The organism is Streptomyces sp. JH34 (assembly GCF_029428875.1).
Taxonomy (GTDB): Bacteria; Actinomycetota; Actinomycetes; order Streptomycetales; family Streptomycetaceae; genus Streptomyces.
In genome coordinates, this window is the sequence record NZ_JAJSOO010000001.1 from 2160591 (window position 1) to 2184663 (window position 24073).

At 71.7% G+C, this 24073-nt stretch carries 24 protein-coding genes; 6 read left to right on the forward strand and 18 right to left on the reverse strand.

Going from position 1 to position 24073, the window contains the following annotated elements:
* Nucleotides 1-74: 74 nt before the first annotated feature.
* The 10 genes from LWJ43_RS09290 to LWJ43_RS09335 all read right to left on the reverse strand — a co-directional run bounded on the left by LWJ43_RS09290 (nucleotide 75) and on the right by LWJ43_RS09335 (nucleotide 13162).
* Entirely contained in the window at nucleotides 75-2186 is a 2112-nt protein-coding gene (locus LWJ43_RS09290; RefSeq protein WP_277331814.1) for a phosphocholine-specific phospholipase C, read from the reverse strand.
* A 239-nt stretch (nucleotides 2187-2425) separates the two neighbouring features.
* The gene (gene gatB / locus LWJ43_RS09295; RefSeq protein WP_277331815.1) at nucleotides 2426-3934 is read right to left on the reverse strand and encodes an Asp-tRNA(Asn)/Glu-tRNA(Gln) amidotransferase subunit GatB; all 1509 of its coding nucleotides are present in this window, start codon (nucleotides 3932-3934) and stop codon (nucleotides 2426-2428) included.
* A gap of 16 nt (nucleotides 3935-3950) precedes the next feature.
* Nucleotides 3951-4184, reverse strand: a complete 234-nt coding sequence (locus LWJ43_RS09300) for a hypothetical protein (protein WP_053929772.1) — start codon at nucleotides 4182-4184, stop codon at nucleotides 3951-3953.
* A 5-nt stretch (nucleotides 4185-4189) separates the two neighbouring features.
* Nucleotides 4190-5692, reverse strand: coding sequence for an Asp-tRNA(Asn)/Glu-tRNA(Gln) amidotransferase subunit GatA (gatA, locus tag LWJ43_RS09305; protein ID WP_277331816.1), 1503 nt, complete (start codon nucleotides 5690-5692; stop codon nucleotides 4190-4192).
* A gap of 5 nt (nucleotides 5693-5697) precedes the next feature.
* Nucleotides 5698-5994: an Asp-tRNA(Asn)/Glu-tRNA(Gln) amidotransferase subunit GatC gene (gene gatC / locus LWJ43_RS09310; protein WP_014153935.1), complete on the reverse strand. Its 297-nt coding sequence runs from the start codon at nucleotides 5992-5994 to the stop codon at nucleotides 5698-5700.
* A gap of 164 nt (nucleotides 5995-6158) precedes the next feature.
* Nucleotides 6159-8300, reverse strand: a complete 2142-nt coding sequence (locus tag LWJ43_RS09315; RefSeq protein ID WP_277331817.1) for a putative bifunctional diguanylate cyclase/phosphodiesterase — start codon at nucleotides 8298-8300, stop codon at nucleotides 6159-6161.
* A gap of 305 nt (nucleotides 8301-8605) precedes the next feature.
* Nucleotides 8606-10801 carry an NAD-dependent DNA ligase LigA gene (gene ligA, locus LWJ43_RS09320; RefSeq protein ID WP_277331818.1) on the reverse strand — a complete coding sequence of 732 codons (2196 nt, stop codon included), beginning with the start codon at nucleotides 10799-10801 and terminating at the stop codon, nucleotides 8606-8608.
* Nucleotides 10802-10842: 41 nt separating this feature from the next.
* Nucleotides 10843-11868, reverse strand: a complete 1026-nt coding sequence (locus LWJ43_RS09325) for a methionine synthase (RefSeq protein ID WP_277331819.1) — start codon at nucleotides 11866-11868, stop codon at nucleotides 10843-10845.
* 33 nt (nucleotides 11869-11901) lie between these two features.
* Nucleotides 11902-12591: an SDR family oxidoreductase gene (locus LWJ43_RS09330; protein WP_205022959.1), complete on the reverse strand. Its 690-nt coding sequence runs from the start codon at nucleotides 12589-12591 to the stop codon at nucleotides 11902-11904.
* Between the two features lie 31 nt (nucleotides 12592-12622).
* Nucleotides 12623-13162, reverse strand: a complete 540-nt coding sequence (locus tag LWJ43_RS09335) for an LOG family protein (RefSeq protein WP_277331820.1) — start codon at nucleotides 13160-13162, stop codon at nucleotides 12623-12625.
* Between the two features lie 65 nt (nucleotides 13163-13227).
* Between LWJ43_RS09335 and LWJ43_RS09340 the strand changes: the two genes are divergently transcribed.
* On the forward strand, nucleotides 13228-13563 hold the full coding sequence (locus tag LWJ43_RS09340) for a DUF427 domain-containing protein (protein WP_277331821.1): 336 nt from the start codon (nucleotides 13228-13230) through the stop codon (nucleotides 13561-13563).
* 62 nt (nucleotides 13564-13625) lie between these two features.
* Nucleotides 13626-14426 carry an alpha/beta fold hydrolase gene (locus tag LWJ43_RS09345; RefSeq protein ID WP_277331822.1) on the forward strand — a complete coding sequence of 267 codons (801 nt, stop codon included), beginning with the start codon at nucleotides 13626-13628 and terminating at the stop codon, nucleotides 14424-14426.
* A 53-nt stretch (nucleotides 14427-14479) separates the two neighbouring features.
* Here the strand turns inward: LWJ43_RS09345 and mnmA are convergent, their stop codons facing one another.
* On the reverse strand, nucleotides 14480-15613 hold the full coding sequence (gene mnmA / locus LWJ43_RS09350; RefSeq protein ID WP_277331823.1) for a tRNA 2-thiouridine(34) synthase MnmA: 1134 nt from the start codon (nucleotides 15611-15613) through the stop codon (nucleotides 14480-14482).
* Nucleotides 15614-15674: 61 nt separating this feature from the next.
* Between mnmA and LWJ43_RS09355 the strand changes: the two genes are divergently transcribed.
* Nucleotides 15675-16364, forward strand: coding sequence for an N-acetylmuramoyl-L-alanine amidase (locus LWJ43_RS09355; RefSeq protein WP_277331824.1), 690 nt, complete (start codon nucleotides 15675-15677; stop codon nucleotides 16362-16364).
* On the opposite strand, the gene LWJ43_RS09360 is transcribed toward LWJ43_RS09355, so the two are convergent.
* Nucleotides 16357-17526 carry a cysteine desulfurase family protein gene (locus LWJ43_RS09360; protein ID WP_277331825.1) on the reverse strand — a complete coding sequence of 390 codons (1170 nt, stop codon included), beginning with the start codon at nucleotides 17524-17526 and terminating at the stop codon, nucleotides 16357-16359. The two genes, LWJ43_RS09355 and LWJ43_RS09360, sit on opposite strands and share 8 nt — an antisense overlap.
* A gap of 117 nt (nucleotides 17527-17643) precedes the next feature.
* Nucleotides 17644-19413, reverse strand: coding sequence for a serine/threonine-protein kinase (locus tag LWJ43_RS09365; RefSeq protein ID WP_277335847.1), 1770 nt, complete (start codon nucleotides 19411-19413; stop codon nucleotides 17644-17646).
* A gap of 148 nt (nucleotides 19414-19561) precedes the next feature.
* On the opposite strand from LWJ43_RS09365, the gene LWJ43_RS09370 reads away from it, so the two are divergent.
* Complete coding sequence (locus LWJ43_RS09370; RefSeq protein ID WP_277331826.1) at nucleotides 19562-20155, forward strand: TetR/AcrR family transcriptional regulator; 594 nt, start codon at nucleotides 19562-19564, stop codon at nucleotides 20153-20155.
* 65 nt (nucleotides 20156-20220) lie between these two features.
* Here LWJ43_RS09370 and LWJ43_RS09375 read toward each other — a convergent pair whose 3' ends face one another.
* The gene (locus LWJ43_RS09375) at nucleotides 20221-20550 is read right to left on the reverse strand and encodes a DUF4190 domain-containing protein (protein ID WP_277331827.1); all 330 of its coding nucleotides are present in this window, start codon (nucleotides 20548-20550) and stop codon (nucleotides 20221-20223) included.
* 19 nt (nucleotides 20551-20569) lie between these two features.
* Nucleotides 20570-20725 carry a hypothetical protein gene (locus LWJ43_RS09380; RefSeq protein ID WP_277331828.1) on the reverse strand — a complete coding sequence of 52 codons (156 nt, stop codon included), beginning with the start codon at nucleotides 20723-20725 and terminating at the stop codon, nucleotides 20570-20572.
* 104 nt (nucleotides 20726-20829) lie between these two features.
* Between LWJ43_RS09380 and LWJ43_RS09385 the strand changes: the two genes are divergently transcribed.
* Together LWJ43_RS09385 and LWJ43_RS09390 are read left to right on the forward strand one after the other, a co-directional pair.
* Nucleotides 20830-21453 (forward strand): TetR family transcriptional regulator, encoded by a 624-nt coding sequence (locus LWJ43_RS09385; protein ID WP_277331829.1) that lies wholly within the window; start codon nucleotides 20830-20832, stop codon nucleotides 21451-21453.
* Between the two features lie 10 nt (nucleotides 21454-21463).
* Nucleotides 21464-22297 carry an alpha/beta fold hydrolase gene (locus LWJ43_RS09390; protein ID WP_277331830.1) on the forward strand — a complete coding sequence of 278 codons (834 nt, stop codon included), beginning with the start codon at nucleotides 21464-21466 and terminating at the stop codon, nucleotides 22295-22297.
* Here LWJ43_RS09390 and LWJ43_RS09395 read toward each other — a convergent pair.
* The 3 genes from LWJ43_RS09395 to LWJ43_RS09405 are packed head-to-tail and all read right to left on the reverse strand — an operon-like array spanning nucleotide 22269 to nucleotide 24070.
* Nucleotides 22269-22460, reverse strand: coding sequence for a hypothetical protein (locus LWJ43_RS09395; RefSeq protein WP_462100870.1), 192 nt, complete (start codon nucleotides 22458-22460; stop codon nucleotides 22269-22271). The genes LWJ43_RS09390 and LWJ43_RS09395 overlap by 29 nt on opposite strands.
* Before the next feature lie 20 nt (nucleotides 22461-22480).
* On the reverse strand, nucleotides 22481-23347 hold the full coding sequence (locus LWJ43_RS09400) for a thioesterase family protein (protein ID WP_277331831.1): 867 nt from the start codon (nucleotides 23345-23347) through the stop codon (nucleotides 22481-22483).
* Nucleotides 23348-23398: 51 nt separating this feature from the next.
* Nucleotides 23399-24070, reverse strand: a complete 672-nt coding sequence (locus tag LWJ43_RS09405) for a trimeric intracellular cation channel family protein (RefSeq protein ID WP_277331832.1) — start codon at nucleotides 24068-24070, stop codon at nucleotides 23399-23401.
* Between the last annotated feature and the right edge of the window lie 3 nt (nucleotides 24071-24073).

Below are 24073 nucleotides of genomic sequence, written 5' to 3' on the forward strand. Positions count from 1 at the left end.
TGACTTCCGCCCCGTCCGCGGATCCGGCCTCACCGCCCACCCGGCCTCGCTGCTCCCCCACCCCCGTCCCCGCGTCAGCCGGAGACGCTCGTCCTGCCGTTCTCGATGTGGCCCGTCAGCCGGCGCCGGAAGGAGCCCGCCTCGTCCGCCGTCACCACGAGGTCGTACCAGCCGTGGGCGTCGGCCGCCGAGTGCGCGACCGTGCGGCTGCGGCCCGGCTTGACCTTGACGGTCCGGCTCCAGTCCCGCAGGTCGTCCTCGTCGACGTATCCGAGGGGCCGCACGGTGAAGGTCAGCGTCCGCCTGCCGTTGTTGCGCAGGGTGAGGTGCAGGTCGCGCTCATGGGCGTCGATGCGGGAGGAGACCTCGGCGCCGCCGTCGGCCGCACCTTCGAACTCCCGCCGGAAGCCGTTCGGCCCGGTGACCGTGAAGCGGTACCCCTCACCGCTCAGCGGCACCGTCCACCGTCCCGTGCGCCTGACGTCCAGATGCCGCGGAGCGGGGAACTCATCGGCGTAGGGGTAGAGGGCGAAGTGCGCCGAGGACCGGCCGGTGTTGCTGAGGTCGACCCGCAGTCCTCCGTCCACGTGCGTCGCCCTGGCGTCGGGCTGGTACGGCAGGGGCCGGGCCGGGCGGGTGCCCGGCTCCTGGACGGGCATGTGCTGGACAGCCGGCGGCTTCGGCTGCCAGCGTCCGCCGAACGTGGGTATCGCGGCGGGGAGTCCGGTCTCAGGCTGCCTCCGCGCACGGGTGAAGTCGAAGGCCGAGGTGAGGTCGCCGGTGACCTGGCGCCGCCAGGTCCCGATGTTGGGTTCCTCCACCCCCGTCCACCGCTCCAGGAGACGGATCACGGAGGTGTGGTCGAAGACCTCGGAGCAGACGTACCCGCCGACCGACCAGGGGGAGACGACCAGCAGCGGCACCCGCACGCCCAGCCCTGTGGGGCGGCCCTCCCAGTGCTCCTCGGTCACCTCGGGAGGGGCGACCGGCGGCGGCACGTGGTCGAAGAAGCCGTCGTTCTCGTCGTAGTTGATGAGGACGACGGTCCGGCGCCATACGTCGGGGTGCCTGCCGAGCGCGTCCAGGACCTTGTAGACGATGGTCGCGCTGTGCACCGGCGAGGAGACGCTCGGGTGCTCGGAGTCCACCGCGGAGGGGACCAGGTAGGAGACCTCGGGCAGCGTCCCCGCCGCCACGTCCCGGGCGAACTCGTCGGCGAGCGTGCCCGTGGGGACCCGGCGCAGCCCGCGCTCGAACAAGCTGCGCTCGGCGGGGGTCAGTGCGGCGACGCCCTCGTCGAGCAGACCGAGCAGCCGCTCGCGCTCGCCCTCACCGTCCGCGTCCCGCACGGTGGCGTAGAAGGACTCCATGTACGTGTGCCCGCCGGTCCTGGCCAGCGCCTTGCGGGCGACGGCCTTGAAGGTGGCGAAGAACTCGATCTGGTTGTCGGTGAAGTTCTCCCACTCCGTGTAGGTCTTCCAGCTCCGCCCGGCCTTCTCGAGCCGCTCGGCGTACGTGCCCCAGTCGTATCCGGGGTGGGTGCCCTCGTCGTACGCGTCGTTGCCCACGGCACGCCTGCCGTCGGCCTCGTCACCCGTCCTGCCGCTCCACAGGTGGTTGCGGTTCGGGCTGGTGGAGCTGTGGATCGAGGAGTGGTAGGCGTCGCAGACCGTGAAGGTGTCGGCGAGTTCGTGGTGCAGCGGGATGTCGCCGCGGTCGTAGTACGCCATGGTCGCGGCGGTCTTCGCGGTGACCCAGCCGTCCATCCAGCCTTCGGACCACGCCTTGGCGCCGCCGCTCCACGAGTGGTCGAGGGCGCCGATGTACTGCAGGTCCTCCTTCTGCGCCTGCGCCGCCCCGCGCACGGGGAACGGCAGGACGGTGGTGCCCGACGGCCCCGGCTGCTCGAAGACCGTTCTGCCGGACGGGAGTTCGATCGCGTTCCGGTCTCCGAAGCCGCGCACCCCGCGCAGCGTCCCGAAGTAATGGTCGAAGGAACGGTTCTCCTGCATCAGGATCACCACGTGCTCGATGGCGTCCAGCCCCGCGCGGCCGGGCCGCCCGGCCGCGGGCCCCGCGGCGATCGCCGCCTGGAGCGACGGTGGCAGGAACGATCCCGCCGCCGCGGCGCCGAGCGCGCCGCCCCCGAGCGCGAAGAGCCGCCGCCGTGACATGTCCGTCGTCAAGTGAGCCTCCCGGTTCCGTGTCTACGCCTGGGAAGCTAGTCACGCCGGGTGGCGACGGGAAGACCGCCGCAGGGCCTGGCGGTGAACGTCTGCGCGAGCCGTCGAGCGGATCCTCCGGGGATTCGCGGCGACGACGACGGCGGCGGCTTCCGGAGCGGGCACGGGGAGGGCCCACCGGGCAACGCGAAGGGGCGGTGCCCCCGGTCAACGGGTGCACCGCCCCCAGGGCGTGCCGGCAATCAGCCCTCGACGCCGAGCTTCTCCAGGATCAGCTCACGCACACGCGCCGCGTCCGCCTGGCCGCGGGTGGCCTTCATGACCGCGCCCACGAGCGCGCCGGCCGCCGCGACCTTGCCGCCGCGGATCTTGTCGGCGATCGCCGCGTTGGCCGCGATCGCCTCGTCGACGGCGGTGCCCAGGGCGCCCTCGTCGGAGACGACCTTCAGACCGCGCTTCTCGACGACGGTGTCCGGGTCGCCCTCGCCCGCGAGGACACCCTCGAGGACCTGGCGCGCCAGCTTGTCGTTGAGGTCCCCGGAGGCCACGAGCTGGGCCACCCGGGCGACCTGCGCCGGGGTGACCGGCAGCTCGTCCAGGCTGCGGCCGGTCTCGTTGGCGTTACGGGCGAGCTCACCCATCCACCACTTGCGGGCCTGGTCGGAGGGCGCGCCCGCGTCCGTCGTGGCGACGATCAGGTCGACCGCGCCGGCGTTGAGGATGGACTGCATGTCGTGCTCGTTGACACCCCACTCCTCCTTCAGCCGCTTGCGACGCAGCCGGGGCAGCTCGGGCAGTTCCTTGCGGAGCTCCTCGACCCAGTCGCGGGAAGGGGCGACCGGAACCAGGTCCGGCTCGGGGAAGTAGCGGTAGTCCTCGGCGTTGTCCTTGATGCGGCCGGCCGTGGTGGAGCCGTCCTCCTCGTGGAAGTGCCGGGTCTCCTGCACGATCGTCCCGCCGGAGTTCAGCACCGCGGCGTGGCGCTGGATCTCGAAGCGGGCGGCACGCTCGACGGAGCGCAGCGAGTTGACGTTCTTCGTCTCGGAGCGCGTGCCGAACGTCTCGCGGCCGTGCGGACGCAGCGACAGGTTCACGTCGCAGCGCATCTGGCCCATCTCCATCCGGGCCTCCGAGACGCCGAGGGCCTTGATGAGCTCACGGAGTTCGGCGACGTACGCCTTGGCGACCTCGGGGGCGCGTGCTCCGGCTCCCTCGATCGGCTTGGTGACGATCTCGATGAGCGGGATACCCGCGCGGTTGTAGTCGAGCAGCGAGTGGGAGGCGCCGTGGATACGGCCGGTGGCACCGCCGACGTGCGTCGACTTGCCGGTGTCCTCCTCCATGTGGGCGCGCTCGATCTGCACGCGGAAGATCTCACCGTCCTCCAGCTGGACGTCCAGATAACCGTCGAAGGCGATCGGCTCGTCGTACTGGGAGGTCTGGAAGTTCTTCGGCATGTCCGGATAGAAGTAGTTCTTCCGGGCGAAGCGGCACCACTCGGCGATCTCGCAGTTCAGCGCGAGCCCGATCTTGATGGCGGACTCGACGCCGATCTCGTTGACGACCGGAAGCGCGCCCGGAAGCCCGAGGCAGACCGGGCAGGTCTGCGAGTTCGCGTCCTGCTTGAGCTCGGTGGAGCAGCCGCAGAACATCTTGGTCCTGGTGCCGAGCTCCACATGGACCTCGAGGCCCATGACGGGGTCGTACGTCGCGAGGGCATCCTCGTACGACTCCAGGTCGATGACAGTCACGATGAAACTTTCCCTCTCAGCCCAGCAGGACGTCGTCGTCGCCGAGACGCTTGAGCTCGCGGTAGAGGATCGCGAGTCCGGTCACGATCGCGGCGGCGGATACGGCGGCGTCGATGAGCCGCAGCGTGTCCTTGTCCTGGCGGGCCATCCTCGCCTGCTTGACGACGCTGAGCGCACCGAAGGCGGTGCTGCCCAGGGACACGTACACGCCGGACTTGGACTTCTTGAAGTTCTTGGCCTTCTTTGCCATTGCACTCACAGTGACGGAGCCTCCTCAAGCAGCGGGTGCCCCCACTTTTCCACGAAAGCGGCCTCGACGGCGGCTCCGACCTTGTACAGCCGGTCGTCCTTCATGGCGGGGGCGATGATCTGCAGTCCGACCGGCAGGCCGTCCTCCGGTGCCAGGCCGCAGGGCAGCGACATGGCGGAGTTGCCGGCCAGGTTGGTCGGAATGGTGCACAGGTCCGCGAGGTACATCGCCATCGGGTCGTCGGCGCGCTCGCCGATCGGGAAGGCGGTGGTGGGCGTGGTCGGCGAGACGATGACGTCCACCTGCTCGAACGCCTTCTCGAAGTCCTGGGTGATGAGGGTGCGGACCTTCTGCGCCGAGCCGTAGTACGCGTCGTAGTAGCCGGAGCTCAGCGCGTACGTACCGAGGATGATGCGGCGCTTGACCTCGTCGCCGAAGCCCGCCTCGCGGGTGAGCGCCGTGACGTCCTCGGCGGAGCGCGTGCCGTCGTCGCCGACCCGCAGGCCGTAGCGCATGGCGTCGAAGCGCGCCAGGTTCGAGGAGCACTCGGACGGCGCGATCAGGTAGTACGCCGAAAGAGCGAGGTCGAAGGACGGGCAGTCCAGCTCGACGACCGTGGCGCCGAGGGACTTCAGCAGTTCCACGGACTCGTTGAAGCGCTGGACGACACCGGCCTGGTAGCCCTCGCCCGCGAACTGCTTGACCACACCGACGCGCATGCCCTGGACGGAGCCGTTGCGCGCGGCCTCGACGACCGGCGGGACCGGTGCGTCGATGGACGTCGAGTCGAGCGGGTCGTGGCCGCCGATGACCTCGTGCAGCAGGGCCGCGTCCAGGACCGTGCGGGCACAGGGGCCGCCCTGGTCGAGGGAGGAAGAGAAGGCGACCATGCCGTAGCGGGAGACCCCGCCGTAGGTGGGCTTGACGCCGACGGTGCCGGTGACGGCGGCGGGCTGGCGGATGGAGCCGCCGGTGTCCGTGCCGATGGCGAGCGGCGCCTCGAAGGAGGCCAGCGCGGCGGAGGAACCGCCGCCGGAGCCGCCCGGGATGCGGGTGAGGTCCCAGGGGTTCCCGGTCGGGCCGTACGCGCTGTTCTCGGTGGAGGACCCCATGGCGAACTCGTCCATGTTGGTCTTGCCGAGGATGACGACGTCGGCCGCCTTCAGCTTCTTCGTGAGGGTCGCGTCGTACGGCGGGACCCAGCCCTCGAGGATCTTCGAGCCGACGGTGGTCGGCATGTCCTGCGTGGTGAAGATGTCCTTGAGCGCGAGCGGGACGCCGGCCAGCGGGCCGAGCTTCTCGCCCGCCTCACGCTTGGCGTCGACGGCACGGGCCTGCGCGAGCGCGCCCTCGCGGTCGATGTGCAGGAAGGCGTGGACCTTCTCGTCGATGGCCTCGATCCGGGCCAGGTGGGCCTCGGTGACCTCGACGGCCGTCAGCTCGCCGGAGGCGATCTTCGCGGCGATCTCAGCCGCGGTGAGCTTGATGATGGTGCTGATGTCCGTCATGGCTGTTAGTCCTCCCCCAGGATCTGCGGCACCTTGAAACGCTGCTGCTCCTGGGCCGGGGCGCCGGAGAGCGCCTGCTCGGGGGTGAGCGACGGACGGACCTCGTCCGCCCGCATGACGTTGGTCAGCGGCAGCGGGTGGGAGGTCGGCGGTACGTCTTGGTCGGCGACCTCGGAGACGCGGGCGACCGCGCCGATGATGTCGTCGAGCTGACCGGCGAAGTGCTCGAGCTCTTCGCCCTTCAGCTCCAGACGCGCCAGCCGGGCGAGGTGGGCGACCTCCTCGCGCGTGATGCCAGGCATGCAGCGATCCTCAGGGGTTGGTGTGTGGTTTTGGCCCAATCCTATGGGGTCTCCGGACACCTCTGCGGCGGACGGATCGAGCCCGGCTGCTGATTGAGGACAAATAGGGCAGGACTGTCACCGGCCGTGACCTGGGAGCCGTGCCGTCCGGACCGCCGAGGGCCTCAGGCCGTGGCCGGTCCGGGATTGAACGCGTGCGTCGAACTGGGCGCCGGCTCGGGTGCCGCCGCCTGCGCGGCCGCGGCCTCCAGCTCCGACGGCCTCCGCCATCCGTGCTCGCCCCGGGCACGCAGCCAGGCCGTCGCCTCCTGCGGCGGCATGGCCGCCGCGACGAGCCACCCCTGCACCGCGTCGCAGCGCAGGTCCCGCAGCCGCTCCCAGGTCTCGTCGTCCTCGACACCCTCGGCGACGACGATCAGCCCCAGCGAGTGGGCCAGGTCGATGGTGCAGCGGACGATCTCGGCGTCCTCGTTGTCCACGGCCAGCCGCGCCACGAACGACCGGTCGATCTTGAGCTCGCTGACCGGCAGTCTGCGCAGGTGTACGAGGGAGGAGTAGCCGGTGCCGAAGTCGTCGAGGGACATCTTCACCCCGTGCCCGGTGAGTCCCGCCAGGGTGTCGGCGGCCCGCTGGGGGTCCTCCAGCAGGACGTGCTCGGTGATCTCCAGTTGCAGCGCGCCGGCCGGGACACCGTGCCGGGCGAGCCGCGCGGCGACGCTGCCCGCGAAGCCCGGGGTGTGGACGTCGCGCGGCGAGACGTTGACGGCGACGGGGACGAGCAGACCCTGCGCCCGCCACCGTGCCACCTGGGCGAGCGCGGTCTCCAGCACGTATTCGGTGAGGTGGGGCATCAGCCCGGAGGACTCCGCGATCGCGATGAACTCGTCCGGGGGGACCCGTCCGCGTTCCGGGTGCACCCAGCGCACCAGCGCTTCGAGCCCGGCGACCTGCCCGTCGAAGCGGACCTTGGGCTGGTAGTGGAGTTCCACCTCGCGGGCGTCCAGGGCACGGCGCAGGTCGCCCAGCAGGCCGAGCCGGTCCGGGGTGTTGCTGTCGCGCTTGGACTCGTAGACCTCCACACCCGTGCGGTCCCGCTTGGCCTGGTACATGGCCACGTCCGCCCGCCTGAGCAAGCCTTCGGCGTCCAGCGCGTGGTCGGGATGGACGGCGACCCCCGCGCTGGCCTCCAGCACCAGGGTGAGTCCGTCGAGGTCGAGGGGCGAGGAGAGCTCGGCGACCAGATGGCGCGCGATGCGCTGGGCGCTGGTGATCGAGTCGGCCGTCGGCAGCAGCACGGCGAACTCGTCGCCACCGAGCCGCGCGGCCTCCGCTCCGCGCGGCAGCGCGAGCCGCAGGCGCTCCGCGATCTGGAGCAGGAGCCGGTCGCCGGCGAGGTGGCCGAGGGTGTCGTTCACGGCCCGGAACCGGTCGAGGTCGATGAGGACGAGGGCGGACCGCACGCCGGTGCCGTCCGCCTCCTCCAGCGCCGTCCACGTCCTCTCCAGGAGCCACTGACGGTTGGGCAGGCCGGTGAGCGGGTCCCTCAGCTGCTCCTCGGCCCGCGCGCGGGCTATCCAGAGCGTGGAGTCCAGGGCGATCAGCGGGACGGCGAAGAGCGGTAGCAGCACCGGCGTGGCCGATGCCACCACGCAGATCAGCGGAGCGATGCCGATCAGGGCGACCGCGACGAGTCCCTGGCGCAGCAGTGCCGTACGGGCGACGGCCGGCAGCCCGCCGGTCTGCGAGGCCCTGGCGTACCAGAGCAGGACACGGGTGACGAGCAGGTACGTGCCGGCGGCGAGGAGCACTTCCGGTACGGCCTCGATGCCCCAGTGGAGTGGCTGCCGGGGCGTCTCGACGCTCGGCACCTCACCGAAGGCGGCCAGGACGAGCGCGGCCGCCCCGATGCCGAGGATGTCCACGGCGCCGTGCAACAACCCCTGCCACCACCGGTGCCGTCTGGCCGCACCGACGAGCACCACGACGACGAGGCTGACCAGTCCGGCGGCCACCCAGCCGTAGAGCAGCAGGACGGCGAGGGTGAGGGCCGCGCCGGAACCGGTGCCGCCCCACCAGCGGTCGCGGCCGAGGGCGACCAGATGACCCACGATGATCCCGGTGAGAACGGCGAGCGACCAGCCCGCGGGGCCGGACGGGAAGAGCGCGTGTCCGTCGTCGACCGTCCGGTAGAACCCGGTCGCGAGCTGCAGCGCGGCGACCGCCACGACGACGGCGCCCACTCCGGACGTGAGGCCCGCGAAACCTTGCAGCCGCGACACCGGTGCGGCGCTCTCGGTCGGTTTCATTCCGTCCCTCTCACAGCCGGCGGTGCCGATGTCCCGCGGTGGCCCCGCCCCCATGCCACCACGAACCGAATCCCACCACGCGGCCGGGCACGGCAGGTGCTCGTTCAACAGTAGGCCGACGACGGCCGCCGCGGGCAGCGCTCTGCAGGTCTTGCCCGAATGCGGTCCTGGCACCCCCGGCTGTCTGGTAAGCGCCGAACAGGTGATGCGGGCGGGCCGCACCGGCCCTCTCCCGCCCGCCTCGTCGGCATACTTCCCCCCTCGCTCCCGACCACGCGATCCGACGTGTCTCGATCGCGCCTCGATCACGCCTCGGCGGGTACGGCGGCCTCCCGGGCCGCGTCCGGCCCCTGTTCGAGGAGCACGGCGAAGCCCTCCTCGTCGAGGACGGGCACCTTCAGCTGCATCGCCTTGTCGTACTTCGACCCGGGGTTGTCGCCGACCACCACGAAGGAGGTCTTCTTCGAGACGGAACCGGTGACCTTCGCCCCCAGGGCCTGGAGCGCGTCCTTGGCGCCGTCCCTGGTGTGCGTGGTCAGCGTGCCGGTGACCACGACGGTGAGGCCCTCCAGGGGGCGCGGCCCCTCGTCCTCGCCCGCGCCCTCGTCCTCCATCCGGACCCCGGCCTCGCGCCACTTGCGCAGGATCTCGCGGTGCCAGTCCTCGGCGAACCACTGTTTGACCGAGGCGGCGATGATGGGCCCCACCCCGTCCGCCGCGGCGAGTTCCTCCTCCGACGCCTCGTCGATCCGGTCGACGGACCGGAACTGCCGGGCGAGTTCGACGGCGGCCACCGGCCCCACGTGCCGGATCGAGAGCCCGGTGAGGATCCGGGCGAGCGGGGCCTGCCTGGCCGCCGCGATGCCCTCCAGCATGCCGAGGGCGTTCTTCTTCGGCTCGCCCTGCTGGTTGGCGAAGACCGTGGCGATCTTCTCCTCGCCCGTCTTCGGGTCGCGCTTGGGCAGTCCGCTGTCCGGGTCCAGGACGTACGCCCGGATGGGCAGCAGCTGGTCCACCGTCAGACCGAAGAGGTCCCCCTCGTCCAGCAGGGGCGGCTCCTCGGGCTCCAGCGGCTTGGTCAGGGCCGCGGCGGCCACATAGCCGAAGTGGTCGATGTCCAGGCACTTGCGACCCGCGAGATAGGCCAGGCGCTCCCTCAACTGGGCGGGACAGGATCGTGCGTTGGGGCAGCGGAGGTCGATGTCTGCCTCCTTCATCGGGCGCAGCGGCGTCCCGCACTCCGGGCACTCGGACGGCATGACGAACTCACGCTCGCTGCCGTCCCGCAGGTCGACGACCGGTCCGAGGATCTCCGGGATGACGTCGCCCGCCTTGCGGAGCACCACCGTGTCCCCGATGAGGACACCCTTGGCCTTCACCACGTTCTGGTTGTGCAGGGTGGCGAACTCGACCTCCGATCCCGCCACCTCGACCGGCTCGACCTGGGCGTACGGCGTGACCCGTCCGGTGCGTCCGACGCCGACGCGGATGTTGACCAGCTTGGTGTTGACCTCCTGCGGGGCGTACTTCCAGGCGATCGCCCAGCGCGGCGCGCGCGAGGTGGAGCCCAGCCTGCCCTGCAGCGGGATCTCGTCGAGCTTGACGACCACGCCGTCGATCTCGTGCTCGACGGACTGACGGTTCTCACCGAACCAGGCGATGAACTCCCGGACCTCGTCGAGGGACTCCACGACCTTGTTGTGCCTGGCGGTCGGCAGACCCCACTCCCTGAGCAGGTCGTACGCCTGGGAGAGCCGGTCGATGTCGAGGCCCTCGCGGGCGCCGATGCCGTGGACCACCATGTGCAGCGGGCGGGTGGCGGTGACCTTCGGGTCCTTCTGCCGCAGTGATCCGGCCGCCGCGTTGCGCGGGTTGGCGAAGGGCTTGTCGCCGGCCTCGACCAGCCGGGCGTTGAGCCCTTCGAAGGCCTCCATCGGGAAGAAGACCTCGCCGCGGATCTCGACGAGCGCGGGGATGTCGTCGCCCTCGAGGCGGAGCGGGATCTCCGCGATCGTGCGGACGTTGGGGGTGATGTCCTCCCCCGTCCGCCCGTCGCCGCGGGTCGCCGCGCGGGTCAGCCTGCCGTGCTCGTAGGTGAGGTTGACGGCGAGGCCGTCCACCTTGAGCTCGCACAGGAAGTGGTATCCGCCCCTGCCCACGTCCTTGGCCACGCGCTCGGCCCAGGCGGCGAGCTCCCCGTCGTCGAAGGCGTTGTCCAGGGAGAGCAGACGCTCACGGTGTTCGACGGAGGTGAAGTCCGTGGTGTAGGGACCCGCGACCTTCTGGGTCGGCGAGTCCGGTGTGCGCAGCTCGGGATGTTCGTCCTCGATGGCCTCCAGCGCGCGCATCTGCCGGTCGAACTCGGCGTCGTCGACGACCGGCTGGTCCTTCACGTAGTACCGGAAGCGGTGCTCCTCGATCTGCTCGGCCAGAAGTGCGTGCTGTTCGCGCACCTCCGCCGGCACACCGGTCAGCTGCCCCGCCTGCTGTTCGCCGGCCATCGCCTGTTCCTCCCGTTGCCCCGTTGACTCCACGACCCGCGTTACTCAGGGTTGTCCGCGAGCGACCTCGCGGCCCGGGCGCAGTGGGCGAGCGCGGCGCGCGCGTACGCGGGCGACGCCCCCGCCAGACCGCAGGACGGGGTGATCACGACGGACTCGCTGAGAGTCCCCGGATTCAGACCCAGCCTGCTCCACAACGTCCTGACCTCCTTGACGCTACCGCCCGGGTCCGACAATGCGGTCGAGGCGGCGTCCACGCCGGGAACCACGCCGAGGAAAAGCTGGGTACCGCCTTCGACGGCCTCCCCGATCGCTTCCTCCTCACGCTCGGTGAGCAGGGAGAAGTCGAAGGACACGGCGTCCGCCCCCGCCCGGCGGAGCAGCGCGAACGGCACCTCCGGCGCGCAGGAGTGGACCGCGGTGAGTCCCTCGCCGTTCACCGCGAGCACGTCGCGCAGCGTCGCCTCGACGACCTGGCGGTCCACGGCACGGTAGGTGCGGTAGCCGCTCGCCGACCTGATCCGGCCCCGCAGAACCGCGGTCAGGGAGGGTTCGTCGAGCTGGAGCACGACCTCGGCGCCGGGGACCCTGCGCCGTACCTCGGCCAGGTGGGAGCGCAGGCCCTCGGCCAGCGAACCCGCCAGGTCACGGCAGGCCCCCGGGTCACCCAGCATGGCCTCGCCGCCCCGCAGTTCCAGCCCGGCTGCGAGGGTCCAGGGGCCGACGGCCTGGACCTTCAGCGGCCCCTCGTAGCCCTGGGTGAACTCCTCCAGCGCGTCGAGGTCCTCGCCCAGCCAGGAGCGGGCCCGACGGGTGTCGCGGCCGGGGCGGTCGCTGATCCGCCAGCCGCTGGGCTCGACGTGGCCGTACATCTCGACGAGCAGACCGACGGTCCGCCCGGTCATGTCCGCACCGGGGCCCCGTGCGGGCAGCTCCGCCAGGTAGGGCATGCCCTGGCCGTCGGCGAAGGACCCGGTGACGGTCTTGGCCGCTTCCCTGGCGTCTCCCCCCGGCATGGACCCGATCCCGGTGGCTGCACTCGCGCTGAACCCGCTCTTCTCGCTCACGCGGAAAGCCTACGGGCCCGGAGGCACGGCCTCTCAGCGGCCGGGGCGGACCGTCAGGTCGTTGATCTCGGCGTCGCGCGGAAGATCGAGGGCCAGCAGGATCGTGGTGGCCACGGACTCCGGGTCGATCCAGCGCGAGGCGTCGTACTCCTTGCCCTCCTGCTGGTGGACCTTGGCCTGCATGGGGCTGGCGGTGCGGCCCGGGTAGACGGAGGTGACCCTCACGCCGTTGCCGTGCTCCTCGTGGCGCAGCGAGTCGGCGAGCGCCTTGAGCCCGTGCTTGCTCGCCGCGTACGCGCCCCACTCGGCGTGGGCCGCGAGTCCCGCCCCGGAGTTCACGAGGACGACGTGGCCCTGAGCGACGCGGAGCTGCGGCAGCATCAGACGCGTCAGCTCGGCCGGGGAGACCAGGTTGGTGTTGAGCTGGTGGTGCCAGGCCTTGGGGGTCAGATCGCCGATCTTGCCGAGCTCGACGACGCCCGCGACGTGCAGCAGCGAGTCGAGGCGCTCGGGCATCGGCTGGTGGCCGAACGCCCAGGAGAGACGGTCGGGATTGCCGAGGTCGCCGACGAGCGTGCGGGCCCCGGGGTGGAGGGCGGCGAGTTCCTTGGCGCGTCCGGCGTCCCGGGCCAGCAGCACGAGTTCGTCGCCGCGTTCCAGGAGACGTCGGGCGACTGCGGCGCCGATGCCGGAACCGGCGCCGGTGATGAGATGAGTAGGCATGCCCCCATGCTCGCACCAGGGCGTGCCCGCATCAGAGCAAGCCTGCCGACTCCTCCAGGTAGGCCAGCGCGCCGACGCCGTCCTTGGCGAAGAAGACCAGCTCGGTGAGGGGCAGCGGCAGGAAGCCCTCGTCCTCCATGCGCTGGAACTGCTGGCGCAGGCCGTCGTAGAACCCGGCGGTGTTCAGCAGGACGACGGGCTTGGTGTGCTTGCCGTGCTTCTTCAGTTCCAGGATCTCCGTGGCCTCGTCGAGGGTCCCCGTGCCGCCGACCATGATCACGATGGCGTCGGACTTCTCCAGGAGCAGCGCCTTGCGCTCGGCCAGGTCCTTGGCGATCACCATCTCGTCGGCGTCCGTCCGCGCCTTGGCCGCCAGGAAGTCCACCGACACCCCGACGAGCCGGCCGCCGGACTCCTGGACCCCGTCGGCGACGACCTTCATCAGCCCGCTCTCCGACCCGCCCCAGACCAGGGTGTGTCCACCCCTGCCCAGCAGTTCCGCGAACTCGCGGGCGGGCACGGTGTAGCGGTCGTCGAGGTCGGCTGCGGAGAGGAAGACACAGATGTTCATGCGAACACCGTACGACCGCCCCCCGGTGCGGGAAGAAACCCGCGTTCCACGGGGCTGAACCCGGTATGGCCTCCATCACAGGACACACCATCACCGTCGAACCCTCCGCCACGCACGTGCGCGCCGTGCACGACGGGCAGGTGCTCGCCGAGAGCCGCCGCCCGCTGGTGCTGCGCGAGACGGGCTGTCCGGACCGTTACTACCTGCCGCCCGAGGACGTCCGTACGGAGTTGTTGTCACCCTCGGACACCCGTACGCACTGTCCGTTCAAGGGGGACGCGTCGTACTGGTCGCTGCCCGGTGCCGCGGACCTCGTCTGGGCCTATCCGGAGCCCAAGGGGGACGTCGCCGCGATCAGGGACCACTACTGCTTCTACGCCACGGACGTGGTGCCCGACTGACCGTCACAAGATATTTTCCGCACGGGCGATGAGTTCCGCGCGCCCCGGCGGTCCACCCTCACATGGACAAGACTCTCTCCCGTGACGGCACGTCGATCGCGTTCCGCCGCCGCGGTGACGGGCCACCGGTGATCCTGGTCGGCGGGGCGTTGAGCACCGCGGCCGACGAGGCGCCGCTGGCCGCCCTGCTGGCCCCACGCCTCACGGTTGTCACGTACGACCGGCGGGGGCGCGGGGCGAGCGGGGACGGCGGCCCGTACGCGCTCCGCCGCGAGATCGAGGACCTGGCGGCGGTCGCGGCCGCGGCGGGCGGGCGCGTCTCGCTGTTCGGCATGCTGTCGGGCGGGGCGCTGGCCCTGGAGGCGCAGGCTGCGGGGCTGCCCGTGGACCTGCTCGCGGTCTACCAGCCGCCGTACACCCCGGGCCCCTCCGGCCTGCTGTACAAGTCCCGCTGCACGGCGCTGCTGCACCGGCTGCTGGCGAAGGGCGACCGGGCCGGGGCCGTCGAGCTGTACCTGTCCCGGACCGGGATCCCGGAGGAGACGGTCGCCCGCATGCGCCGCACCCCGCTGTGGTCCGGTCTCGAAGCGGTGGCCCACACCCTCGCGTACGACGACGCCCTGCTGGGCGACGGCTCGGTGCCCGTCGAGAGGTTCGGCTCGGTCACCGCGCGCACCCTCGTCCTGACGGGCGGCTTCAGCACCGAGGGGGCGCGGCGGACGAGCCTGGCCCTCGCGGCGGCGGTCCCGCGCGCCAGGCAGCGCACTCTGACCGGCCAGACGCGCGAGCTGGCACCGCATGCGATCGCGCCGGTGCTGGCGGAGTTCTTCGCCCGGGAGGTGTTCGCCGGCCGGGTGTCGTGACGTCGTCGTGCGGGTCACGTCCGTACAGGGGTCGGACGTGACCCGCGCGGCCGTCAGCCGGCCGCCGCCGCCTTCTCACGCCGCACCGTCGTCGCGATCGTCGCCGAGCCGACGACCCGCGTCCCGTCGTAGAGCACGACAGCCTGGCCCGGTGCGACACCCCGGACCGGCTCGGTGAAGGTGACCGACAGGGTGCCGTCGACGAGCTCCGCCGTCACCTCGGTCTCGCCGCCGTGGGCGCGGAGCTGGGCGGTGTACGTGCCCGGGCCGGAGGGGGCCGTGCCGCACCAGCGGGGCTTGATCGCCGTCAGTGCCGTGACGTCCAGGGCCTCGGCCGGGCCGACCGTCACCGTGTTGTTCACCGGGGAGATGTCCAGGACGTAGCGGGGCTTGCCGTCGGGGGCCGGGTGGCCGATGCGCAGGCCCTTGCGCTGACCGATGGTGAAGCCGAAGGCGCCCTCGTGGGTGCCCACCTTCGCGCCGGACTCGTCGAGGATGTCGCCCTCCGCCGGGCCGCCGAGACGGCCGGCCAGGAAGCCCTGGGTGTCGCCGTCCGCGATGAAGCAGATGTCGTGGCTGTCGGGCTTCTTGGCGACCGCCAGGCCGCGGCGCTCGGCCTCGGCGCGGATCTCGTCCTTGGTGGTGAGGGTGTCACCGAGCGGGAACATCGCGTGGGCGAGCTGCTTCTCGTCCAGGACGCCGAGGACGTAGCTCTGGTCCTTGGCCATGTCCGAGGCGCGGTGCATCTCGCGGGTGCCGTCGTCCTTCACCACGACCGTGGCGTAGTGGCCGGTGCACACCGCGTCGAAGCCGAGGGCCAGGGCCTTGTCGAGCAGCGCGGCGAACTTGATCTTCTCGTTGCAGCGCAGGCAGGGGTTGGGCGTGCGCCCCGCCTCGTACTCCGCGACGAAGTCGTCCACGACGTCCTCACGGAAGCGTTCCGCCAGATCCCAGACGTAGAACGGGATACCGATGACGTCCGCGGCGCGGCGGGCGTCCCGGGAGTCCTCGATGGTGCAACAGCCGCGCGCGCCCGTACGGAAGGACTGCGGGTTCGCGGAGAGGGCGAGGTGCACACCGGTCACGTCGTGGCCTGCCTCGGCGGCTCGGGCCGCCGCGACGGCGGAGTCGACTCCGCCCGACATGGCGGCGAGCACACGGAGGGGGCGCTGGGAGGTCTCAGTCATAGCCCGTCCAGAGTACGGGGCCCCGGGAACCGAATCCTCTCGGATAAGCGTTGTGGAGCACATGGGGAACAACGGGAGTGCCGGATCAGCGGGCAAAAGCCCCGGTCAGGGCATCAGCCGGCGCACACTGCTGATCGGCGGAGGGGCCGTCGCGGCAGCCGGCACGGCCGCACTGGCCGCGGAGGAGATCCGGCGCGTCTGGTGGCGGGTGCCGGGTGTCGAGAAGCCGCGCAAGGAGGGTGAGCTGGACTACACCCCCGCGCGCTGGATCGCGGCCTCCGAAGCGAACTGGCGTCGGGCCGACCGCCCCGACGACTACGGCGTGGACCGCGTGATCGTCCATGTCACGCAGGGCAGCTACGCCAGCGCGGTCAAGGTCTTCCAGGACCCGGCACACCAGGCGGCGACGCACTACATCGTCGGGCAGAACGGCCGCGTGACCCAGATGATCCGCGAGCTGGACGTCGCGTACCACGCGGGCAACCGCTCGTTCAACGAGCGGAGCGTCGGTATCGAGCACGAGGGCTTCGTGGACCGCCCGCAGGACTTCACGGCGGAGATGTACGCGTCCTCCGCGAAGCTGACGGCGGCGATATGCGAGCGGTACGCGATCCCTGTCGACCGTGAGCACATCATCGGGCACGTCGAGGTCCCCGGCACGGACCACACCGATCCCGGGCCGCACTGGGACTGGCCCCGCTACATGAAGCTGGTGCGCGCGGCCTCCACGGGCGGGGCGCGGGCTAGCTGAGCCCTGCCGTCCTCGCCCGCTCGACGGCGGGCCCGATCGCCCGCGCGAGGTCCTCCACGTCCTGCGCGGTCGAGGTGTGACCGAGCGAGAAGCGCAGTGTGCCGCGCGCCAGCGCCGGATCGGTGCCGGTGGCCAGCAGGACATGGCTGGGCTGGGCGATGCCCGCGGTGCACGCGGATCCCGTGGAGCAGGCGATGCCCTGGGCGTCGAGCAGCAGCAGGAGGGAGTCGCCCTCGCAGCCGGGGAAGGTGAAGTGGGCGTTGGCGGGAAGCCGGCCGCCGGGGGCGGGGTCGCCGCCGAGGAGGGCGTCGGGGACGGTCTTCAGTACGGCCGCGGCCAGCTCGTCCCGGAGTGCGCCGACCTCACGTGCGAAGTCCTCGCGTCCGTCGGCGGCGTGCCGTCCGGCGACGGCGAACGCGGCCACGGCGGGTACGTCGAGCGTGCCGGAGCGCACATGCCGCTCCTGCCCGCCGCCGTGCAGGACGGGTACGGGTGTCTGGTCGCGCCCGAGCAGCAGCGCGCCGATGCCGACCGGGCCGCCGATCTTGTGTGCGCTGACCGTCATCGCGGCCAGCCCGGAACGGGCGAAGTCGACCTCCAGCTGCCCGAACGCCTGCACCGCGTCGGCGTGCATGGGGACCCCGAACTCGTCCGCGACATCGGCGAGTTCACGTATCGGCATGATGGTGCCGATCTCGTTGTTGGCCCACATCACGGTAATGAGCGCGACATCGTCCGGGTCGCGGACGAGCGCCTCGCGCAGCGCCTCCGGATGCACGCGCCCGTAGGCGTCGACCGGGAGGTATTCGACGGTGGCGCCCTCGTGCTCCGCGAGCCAGTCCACGGCGTCCAGGACGGCATGGTGCTCGACGGGGCTGGCCAGGACCCGGGTGCGCCGGGGGTCGGCGTCGCGCCGGGACCAGTAGAGGCCCTTAACGGCGAGGTTGTCGGCCTCGGTGCCGCCGGAGGTGAGGACCACCTCACTGGGGCGGGCGCCGAGCGATTCGGCGAGGGTCTCTCTGGACTCCTCGACGGTACGGCGGGCCCGGCGCCCGGCGGCGTGCAGGGAGGACGCGTTACCGGTGACGGCGAGCTGCGCGGTCATCGCCGCGATCGCCTCCGGCAGCATCGGGGTGGTCGCGGCGTGGTCGAGGTAAGCCATGGTGGTGACGATTCTACGAGTCCGTGGCGCGCGGCGTGCCGAGGGCGGCGCCCGGCGCCCCCGGCCCCGGCTCGTGACGGGCCGGCTCGGGCGCCCTCGAAGCGCCGGCAGCGCTCCTCAGAGGGCCGTCCAGCGCTGGGACGCCGCTCCCGAGCAGCTGCTGGGCTTGAGGGCGCCGTTGCCCATGATGCTGAGACAGGTCCCCGTGCCGACGTTCACGAGGGCGCCTCCCGCCCCCGCGCGCCAGCGGCGTGACGCGTCCTCGTTGCACGAGAGCAGCAGGATCCCCCCGGGGCCCGCGGTGAGGCATGTCCTGCCCGACTCGGGAACGAGCTGGAAGGATCCGCCGGACGCCGCCCGGACACCCCAGACGGCACCCGACCCGCCGCATTCGCCGGTGCCCGGGTAGCCGTTGAACGCGACGTAGAGACACTTGCCGTTCTCGGCGTTGCGATAGCGGCGGTTCCCGGAGGACACGGGTTCGCCGGAGCTGGACCCCTCTGACGCACTGGACCCACCGGAGGTGCTGGAGCCACCCGAGGTGCTGGAGCCACCCGACGCGCCGGATCCCCCGGAGCCGTCCTGGGCACCGCCGCCCGCGTCTCCGCCTGCCGGGGCGGGGGCAGAACTCCCGTCCACTGTCTCATCCCCCTTCTCGCCTCCCCCGTCCTTCTCCTTGTCCTTCGGCGGCTTCCCCGGTGACGCCGAGCCCGAAGGGCTCGCGGACGCGGAGGAGGCCCCGGGCACGGCCGGGGCCGTGGCGGAGACGGACGGCCCGGCGGCCTTCCGGTCGTCCGGCGCCGAGACGAAGGGAAGGAGCTGGACGGCGAGTGTCGCGCCGCCCGCGGCCACGACCACCGGCACGACGGCGAAGAACACGCGTGTGCGCCGCCGGCGCTCACGCTCCGGGCGGGCCTTCTGCCCCAGCCCCAGGGTCTCCACGGAGACGGGCGGCGGCAGTTCGATCTCCTGGACGTGTGCCGCGAAGGCCGCCTTCTCCGCGAGGTTCCCGCTGATGGATTCCGGCCACAGCGGAGCGGCGGACGGCCCGTGCTCCGTGGCGATCCGTACCAGCTCGGACGCTGTGGGACGGGCCCCGGTGTCCTTGTCGAGGCAGGCGACGACGACCTCGGCGAGTGCGGGGTCGAGCGACCTCACCGCTTCGAGGCCGGGCTTCTCGTGCACGATGCGGTAGAGCACCGCCGGGCCGGACTCCTCACCGAAGGGCGGGCTGCCGCAGGCCGCGTAGGCGATGACCGAACCCAGCGCGAAGACATCCGCGGCACCGGTCAGGTCGCGCTGCGTCGTGGCCTGTTCGGGAGCCATGTACGCCGGGGTGCCGACCACCATGCCGCTCCTGGTCAGCCGGCTCTGCTCGGTGGCGCGGGCCACACCGAAGTCGATGACCGTGGCGCCCTCGACCGTCAGCATGACGTTGGACGGCTTGAGGTCGCGGTGCACCATGCCGAGGTCGTGCACCGGGACCAGGCCCTGGGCGGCCTCCCGCAGCAGGAGCCACACGGTCTCCGCGGGCAGCGGGCCCTTGTGCAGCGCGAGGGCCTCGCTGAGCGTGAGCCCGGGGACGTACGCGGTCGCGAGCCAGGGGGGCCGCGCGTCACGGTCGCTGGCGATCAGCGGGGCGGTGGCCTCCGCGGGCAGCTTGGCGAGGTTGTCCAGCTCGTGTCCGAACCGGCGGACGAAGTCCTGGTCCTCACCCGCGATCGAGGGCAGCACCTGCTTGACGGCGACGTACCGGCCTTCGTGGACGCCGAGGTACACGCGCCCCATGCCGCCGGAGCCGAGCCGGCCCGCGAGCGGGATCCCGCCGATCTGCCGTGGATCGTCGGCTCCCAGCGGCTTGGCTCCACTGCCCGTCAGGTCCAACACGCCCACACCGACTCCCCGTGACACACCTTTTCCGTACCGGAGGAAGTCTGACCAGTGGATACTGGGAGTGGAGGCATTTTCTAGAAAAACACTCCAGAAATTCACCGCGGAAGAGACCCGCCTCACGAACCACAGGAACGGCCACCCGATGAGCCCCAAGCAGCACCGCGGCGAAGTCACTTCCGATCTGCTCCTGGACGCGGCGCTGCGCGTGTTCGTCGAGTCGGGCGAGCAGGGCCTCACGGTCAGCGCGGTCGTACGGACCAGCGGTGTCAGCCTGGGCAGCCTCTACCACCACTTCGGCAGCCTCGACGGCCTGATAGGCACCCTCAGTCACCGCTGGCTCGACCGGCTGCTGGGCGAACTGACCACGGCCCTGCGGGAGGCCGGCACCGTGCGTGCGGGCATCGCCGGTGCCGTGGAGGCCTACCTGGCCTTCGTACGGGAACACCAGGGGCCCGCCCTGCTCCTGCATTCCCCGCTCGCCGACCGCAAGAGCATGGCGCGGGGCAGGGAGTTCCGCGACGCCCAGGAGGCAAGGGTCTCCGAAGTGGCTCTCTGGGTCCGGCAGGGCGTGGATTCCGGGGAACTGGCCCCGCTCCCCCTGCCGCTGATCGAGTCCTTGATCATGGGCCCTGTCGTCGCCGTCGCCCGTCGGTCGCTGTCGGGCATCGACGACGTCGATCTCGACGAGGCCGCACGCCTCCTGCCGGAGCGGATCTGGCGGTCGGTCCGGGCGTAGAAGCACGCCGGGGCGGCGGGATCAGCCGGCGGGGCCGCGTGGGGTGCCGCTCCGGGGGCGGGCGATCAGCCGGCGAGGCCCCAGGAGACGGTGCCGTTGACCGTGACCAGGACGGCGAGGACCACCAGGTCGGCGACGCCGAGTGCCAGTCCGAGCAGGGCACGGCCACGGCGGGTGGTGGAGCGGGCGAGCGCGATGACCGCCATCACGACGGCGACCGGCCCGAGCAGGATGTTCATCACCAGGAGACCGAGCAGCCCGAGGACGAACGAGGCGACGGCGAGCCCGTCGGCCTCGCGACCGGCGGGACGGGTCCCGGCCGGACGGCTGTCGGCGGAGGGCGCGTCGGCGGGACGGGTGGCGCGCGGCGCGGTGCGTGCGGTGGTGAGTGCCATGGGGTGGGGCTCCTTCGCGTCAGCGGGTGCGGCGGGCGAGGCGTTCACGGACGCCGAAGACCGCCAGCCAGAGACCGATCACGGCCGCGGCGGTCAGTGCCACGGGGAGCGGAAGGTGCGCGACCGCTCCGAGGACAACCCCCAGCAGGAGCAGGGCGGCGACGAGGACGATCATGTCCGGCCTTTCTGCGAGCTTTGAGAGTACGACTGTTCACTGAATTAGAAGTCTAGACCCTCCCGCCCTTCCAGGACTCGGAGAACGGTTGTTTACTGAATGGCATGAGTCACACCATCGGCATCCGCCAGGCCCAGAAGCTGAAGACACGTCAGGCACTGCTCGACGCGTCGTTGGAGCTGCTGGAGCACCAGAGCCTGAGCAGCCTGGGCCTGCGCGAGGTGACGCGGGCCGTCGGCGTGACCCCGACCGCCTTCTACCGCCACTTCGACGACACGGCGGCGTTGGGCGTCGCCCTGGTCGAGGAGACCCTGGGGAGCCTGCACGGCATGATCGGCGCGATCCTCGCCGACACCGGGGACAGCGAGGAACGGCTCGACCGCAGCGTCGAACTGATAGCCCGTCATGTCACGGCACAGCCGGCCCACTTCCGCTTCATCGCCCGCGAGCAGCACGGCGGCGTCGGGCGGGTGCGCGAAGCCATCGCCGCCCAGCTGCGCGGTTTCGCCGACGAGGTCGCCGAAGTCCTGGGTGCGGAGACCGAGTCGGCGGGCTGGGACCGGGAGGACCTGCTGATGCTGGGCGGGCTGTACGTCGACCACATGGTGCTCACGGCGTCGGCACTGCTGGACGCCGGACCGGAGGGCGAGCGGGAGGTCGTCCGGGTGGCGCGGCGCCGGCTCCGCCTGGTCACGCTGGGCCGGGTCCACTGGCTGGACACGCCGTAGGGTCGGCTTCATGAGCGACTGGACACTCGACCGGACCTTCACCAGCTCCTCGGGCGAGGTGCGCTGGACCGCCCTCGGTCCCGGACAGGCCCCTCCCGTCGTCCTCGTCCACGGCACGCCCTTCTCCTCGTACGTCTGGCGGGGCATCGCGCGGGGGCTCGCCCAGGACCACCGCGTCCACGTGTGGGACCTGCCGGGATACGGTGCCTCCGCGCAGTACGCCGGGCAGGACGTGTCGCTGGGCGCCCAGGCCCGGGTGCTCACCGAACTCCTCGACCACTGGGGGCTCGAAGGACCGTCGGTGGTCGCCCATGACTTCGGCGGCTGCGTCTCCCTGCGCGCCCATCTCCTGCACGGGGCCCGCTACGGGCGTCTGGCCCTGGTCGACCCGGTGGCTCTGGCCCCGTGGGGCTCGCCCGCCTACCGGCTGCTCGGCGGACGGGCCGAGGTCTTCGGCGCGCTGTCCCCGGAGCTGCACCGGGCGCTGGTGACCGAGTACGTGAGCTCGGCGAGCCATCAGGGGCTGCACCCCACGGTGCTGGACAGGCTCGTCGCCCCCTGGTGCACCGAGGCCGGGCAACCCGCGTTCTACCGGCAGATCACCCAGAACGACCAGCGCTTCACCGACGAGATCCAGCACCGCTACGGCGAGCTGGATCTGCCCGTACTGATCTGCTGGGGCACGGAGGACACCTGGATCCCGGTCGCCCGCGGCCATGAGCTGGCCGGACTCGTCCCAGGCGCCGGCCTCCGGCTGATCGAGGGGGCGGGGCACCTCGTCCAGGAGGACGCGCCCGCCGAGCTCACCGCCGCCCTCACCCGTTTCCTGCGTACAGCCGTGTGACGGCCGCCGCGGCCTCGGCGAGCACGCGTCGCGCTTCCGGCGGCGACAGCACCTCGGGGTTCGGGCCGAAGGAGAGCAGGGACCGCGCCCGCGTGAGCTCCGGCACGGCGAGTTCGGCCGGCGGCCGCTCCCCCGCCGATTCCCGCAGCCGGTCGGACCTCACCGCACCGTCGTGGCGCGGGGTCAGCCGCGGGGTGCGCGGGCCAGCTGGCGGGACTGTGCGACGAGGCGGCCGGCGCTGTCCCACACGTCCGCGTCCTCCTCCAGGAAGCCGCCCGCGAGATTGCGGGTGGTGATGGAGACACGGAGCGGCCCCGGGGCCGGCCGGCAGCGGATGTGGGCGGTGAGCTCGACGGTGGGCGTCCAGCCCTTCAGCCCGAGTTCGAAGGAGGTGGGAGGCAGGGCGTCCACGGTGAGGAGCAGCGAGAGCGGATCGGCGTCGCGGCCGTCCGCCAGACCGAACCAGCCCCGCATCTCACCCTTGCCCGACGGTGCGCCGACGGCCCAGCCGACGGTCGCCGGGTCGAGCTTGATGTCCAGCCGTTCGGTGATGGCGGAGCTGCCGGGGATCACCGACGCGCCGTCGCTCGTTCCGAGGCACTGTTCCAGGGGTGGGATCGCCGGGGGCTCGGCCGACGTGCGGATCTCCTCGCTGAGGCCGTCCAGGTCGCCGTAGGTGGCCAGCACCCGGATGCGCTCGATCTCCGTGCCGTCCTCCGCGAACTGGAAGAGCGAGGCCTCGCCGGTGGAGAGCGTGCGGCCGGTGCGGACCACCTGCGTACGGATCACGGCTGGGCCGGGGACCGAGGCGGTGAGGTAGTGCGCGGAGACCGAGAACGGGTCGGGGTGCGGCAGTGCCTCGCCGAGCGCGCGGCCCAGCATGGCGAGCAGGTAGCCACCGTTGACCGCGTGGATGATCGTCCAGCCCGCGGAGAGCTCGGCGTCGTAGACGCCCTCCTCCCGGAGCGTGACGGCGGTGTCGCGGTCGAACTCGCTGTCACCGATGGTCGCCTGTACCGGGCGCGACTCCTGCGCTGCTGCCTGTGCCATGGCATGCACGGTACACCGATCGTATTACTGAGCGGTAGCTTTTTGTTGCCGTCAAATGACGGCCGGGTTCTCCTCGGCACTGGCCGAGCGCCGGTTCCAGGCGCGCGGCGCCCTCCAGTGGTAGCGCATGGCGAGCAGCCGCAGGACGAACGCGGCGAGCGCGGCGGCACCGCTGGTGTACGCGTTGAGCGTCTCGAACCGGATGCAGAGGACCACCATGACCGCGCCGACGATCGCGGGGACGGCGTACAGGTCGCGGTCCCAGCGCAGCAGCGAGGGCACCTCGTTGGCCAGGACGTCACGCAGCACACCGCCGCCGACCGCGGTGGCCAGTCCGAGGGCGGCGGACGAGGTGAGACCGAGTCCGTACTCGTACGCCTTGACCGTGCCGGCCACGCAGAAGAGCCCCAGTCCCGCCGCGTCGAAGACGTTGACGCCGACCTGGATGCGTTCGACGTGCGGATGCAGGAAGAACACCAGACCGGCGGCGATCAGCGGAGTCAGGAAGTAGCCGAGGTCCGTGAAGGCAGCCGGGGGGATGGCACCGATCATCACGTCACGGAAGATCCCTCCGCCCAGCGCTGTCACCTCGGCGAGGACCGCGATGCCGAAGACATCGAAGTTCTTGCGTACGGCGAGCAGGGCTCCCGAGATCGCGAAGACGAAGATTCCGACGATGTCGAGCGCATGCTGGACGGAGGGGGTGAAGAGTTCGTTGAGCACCGG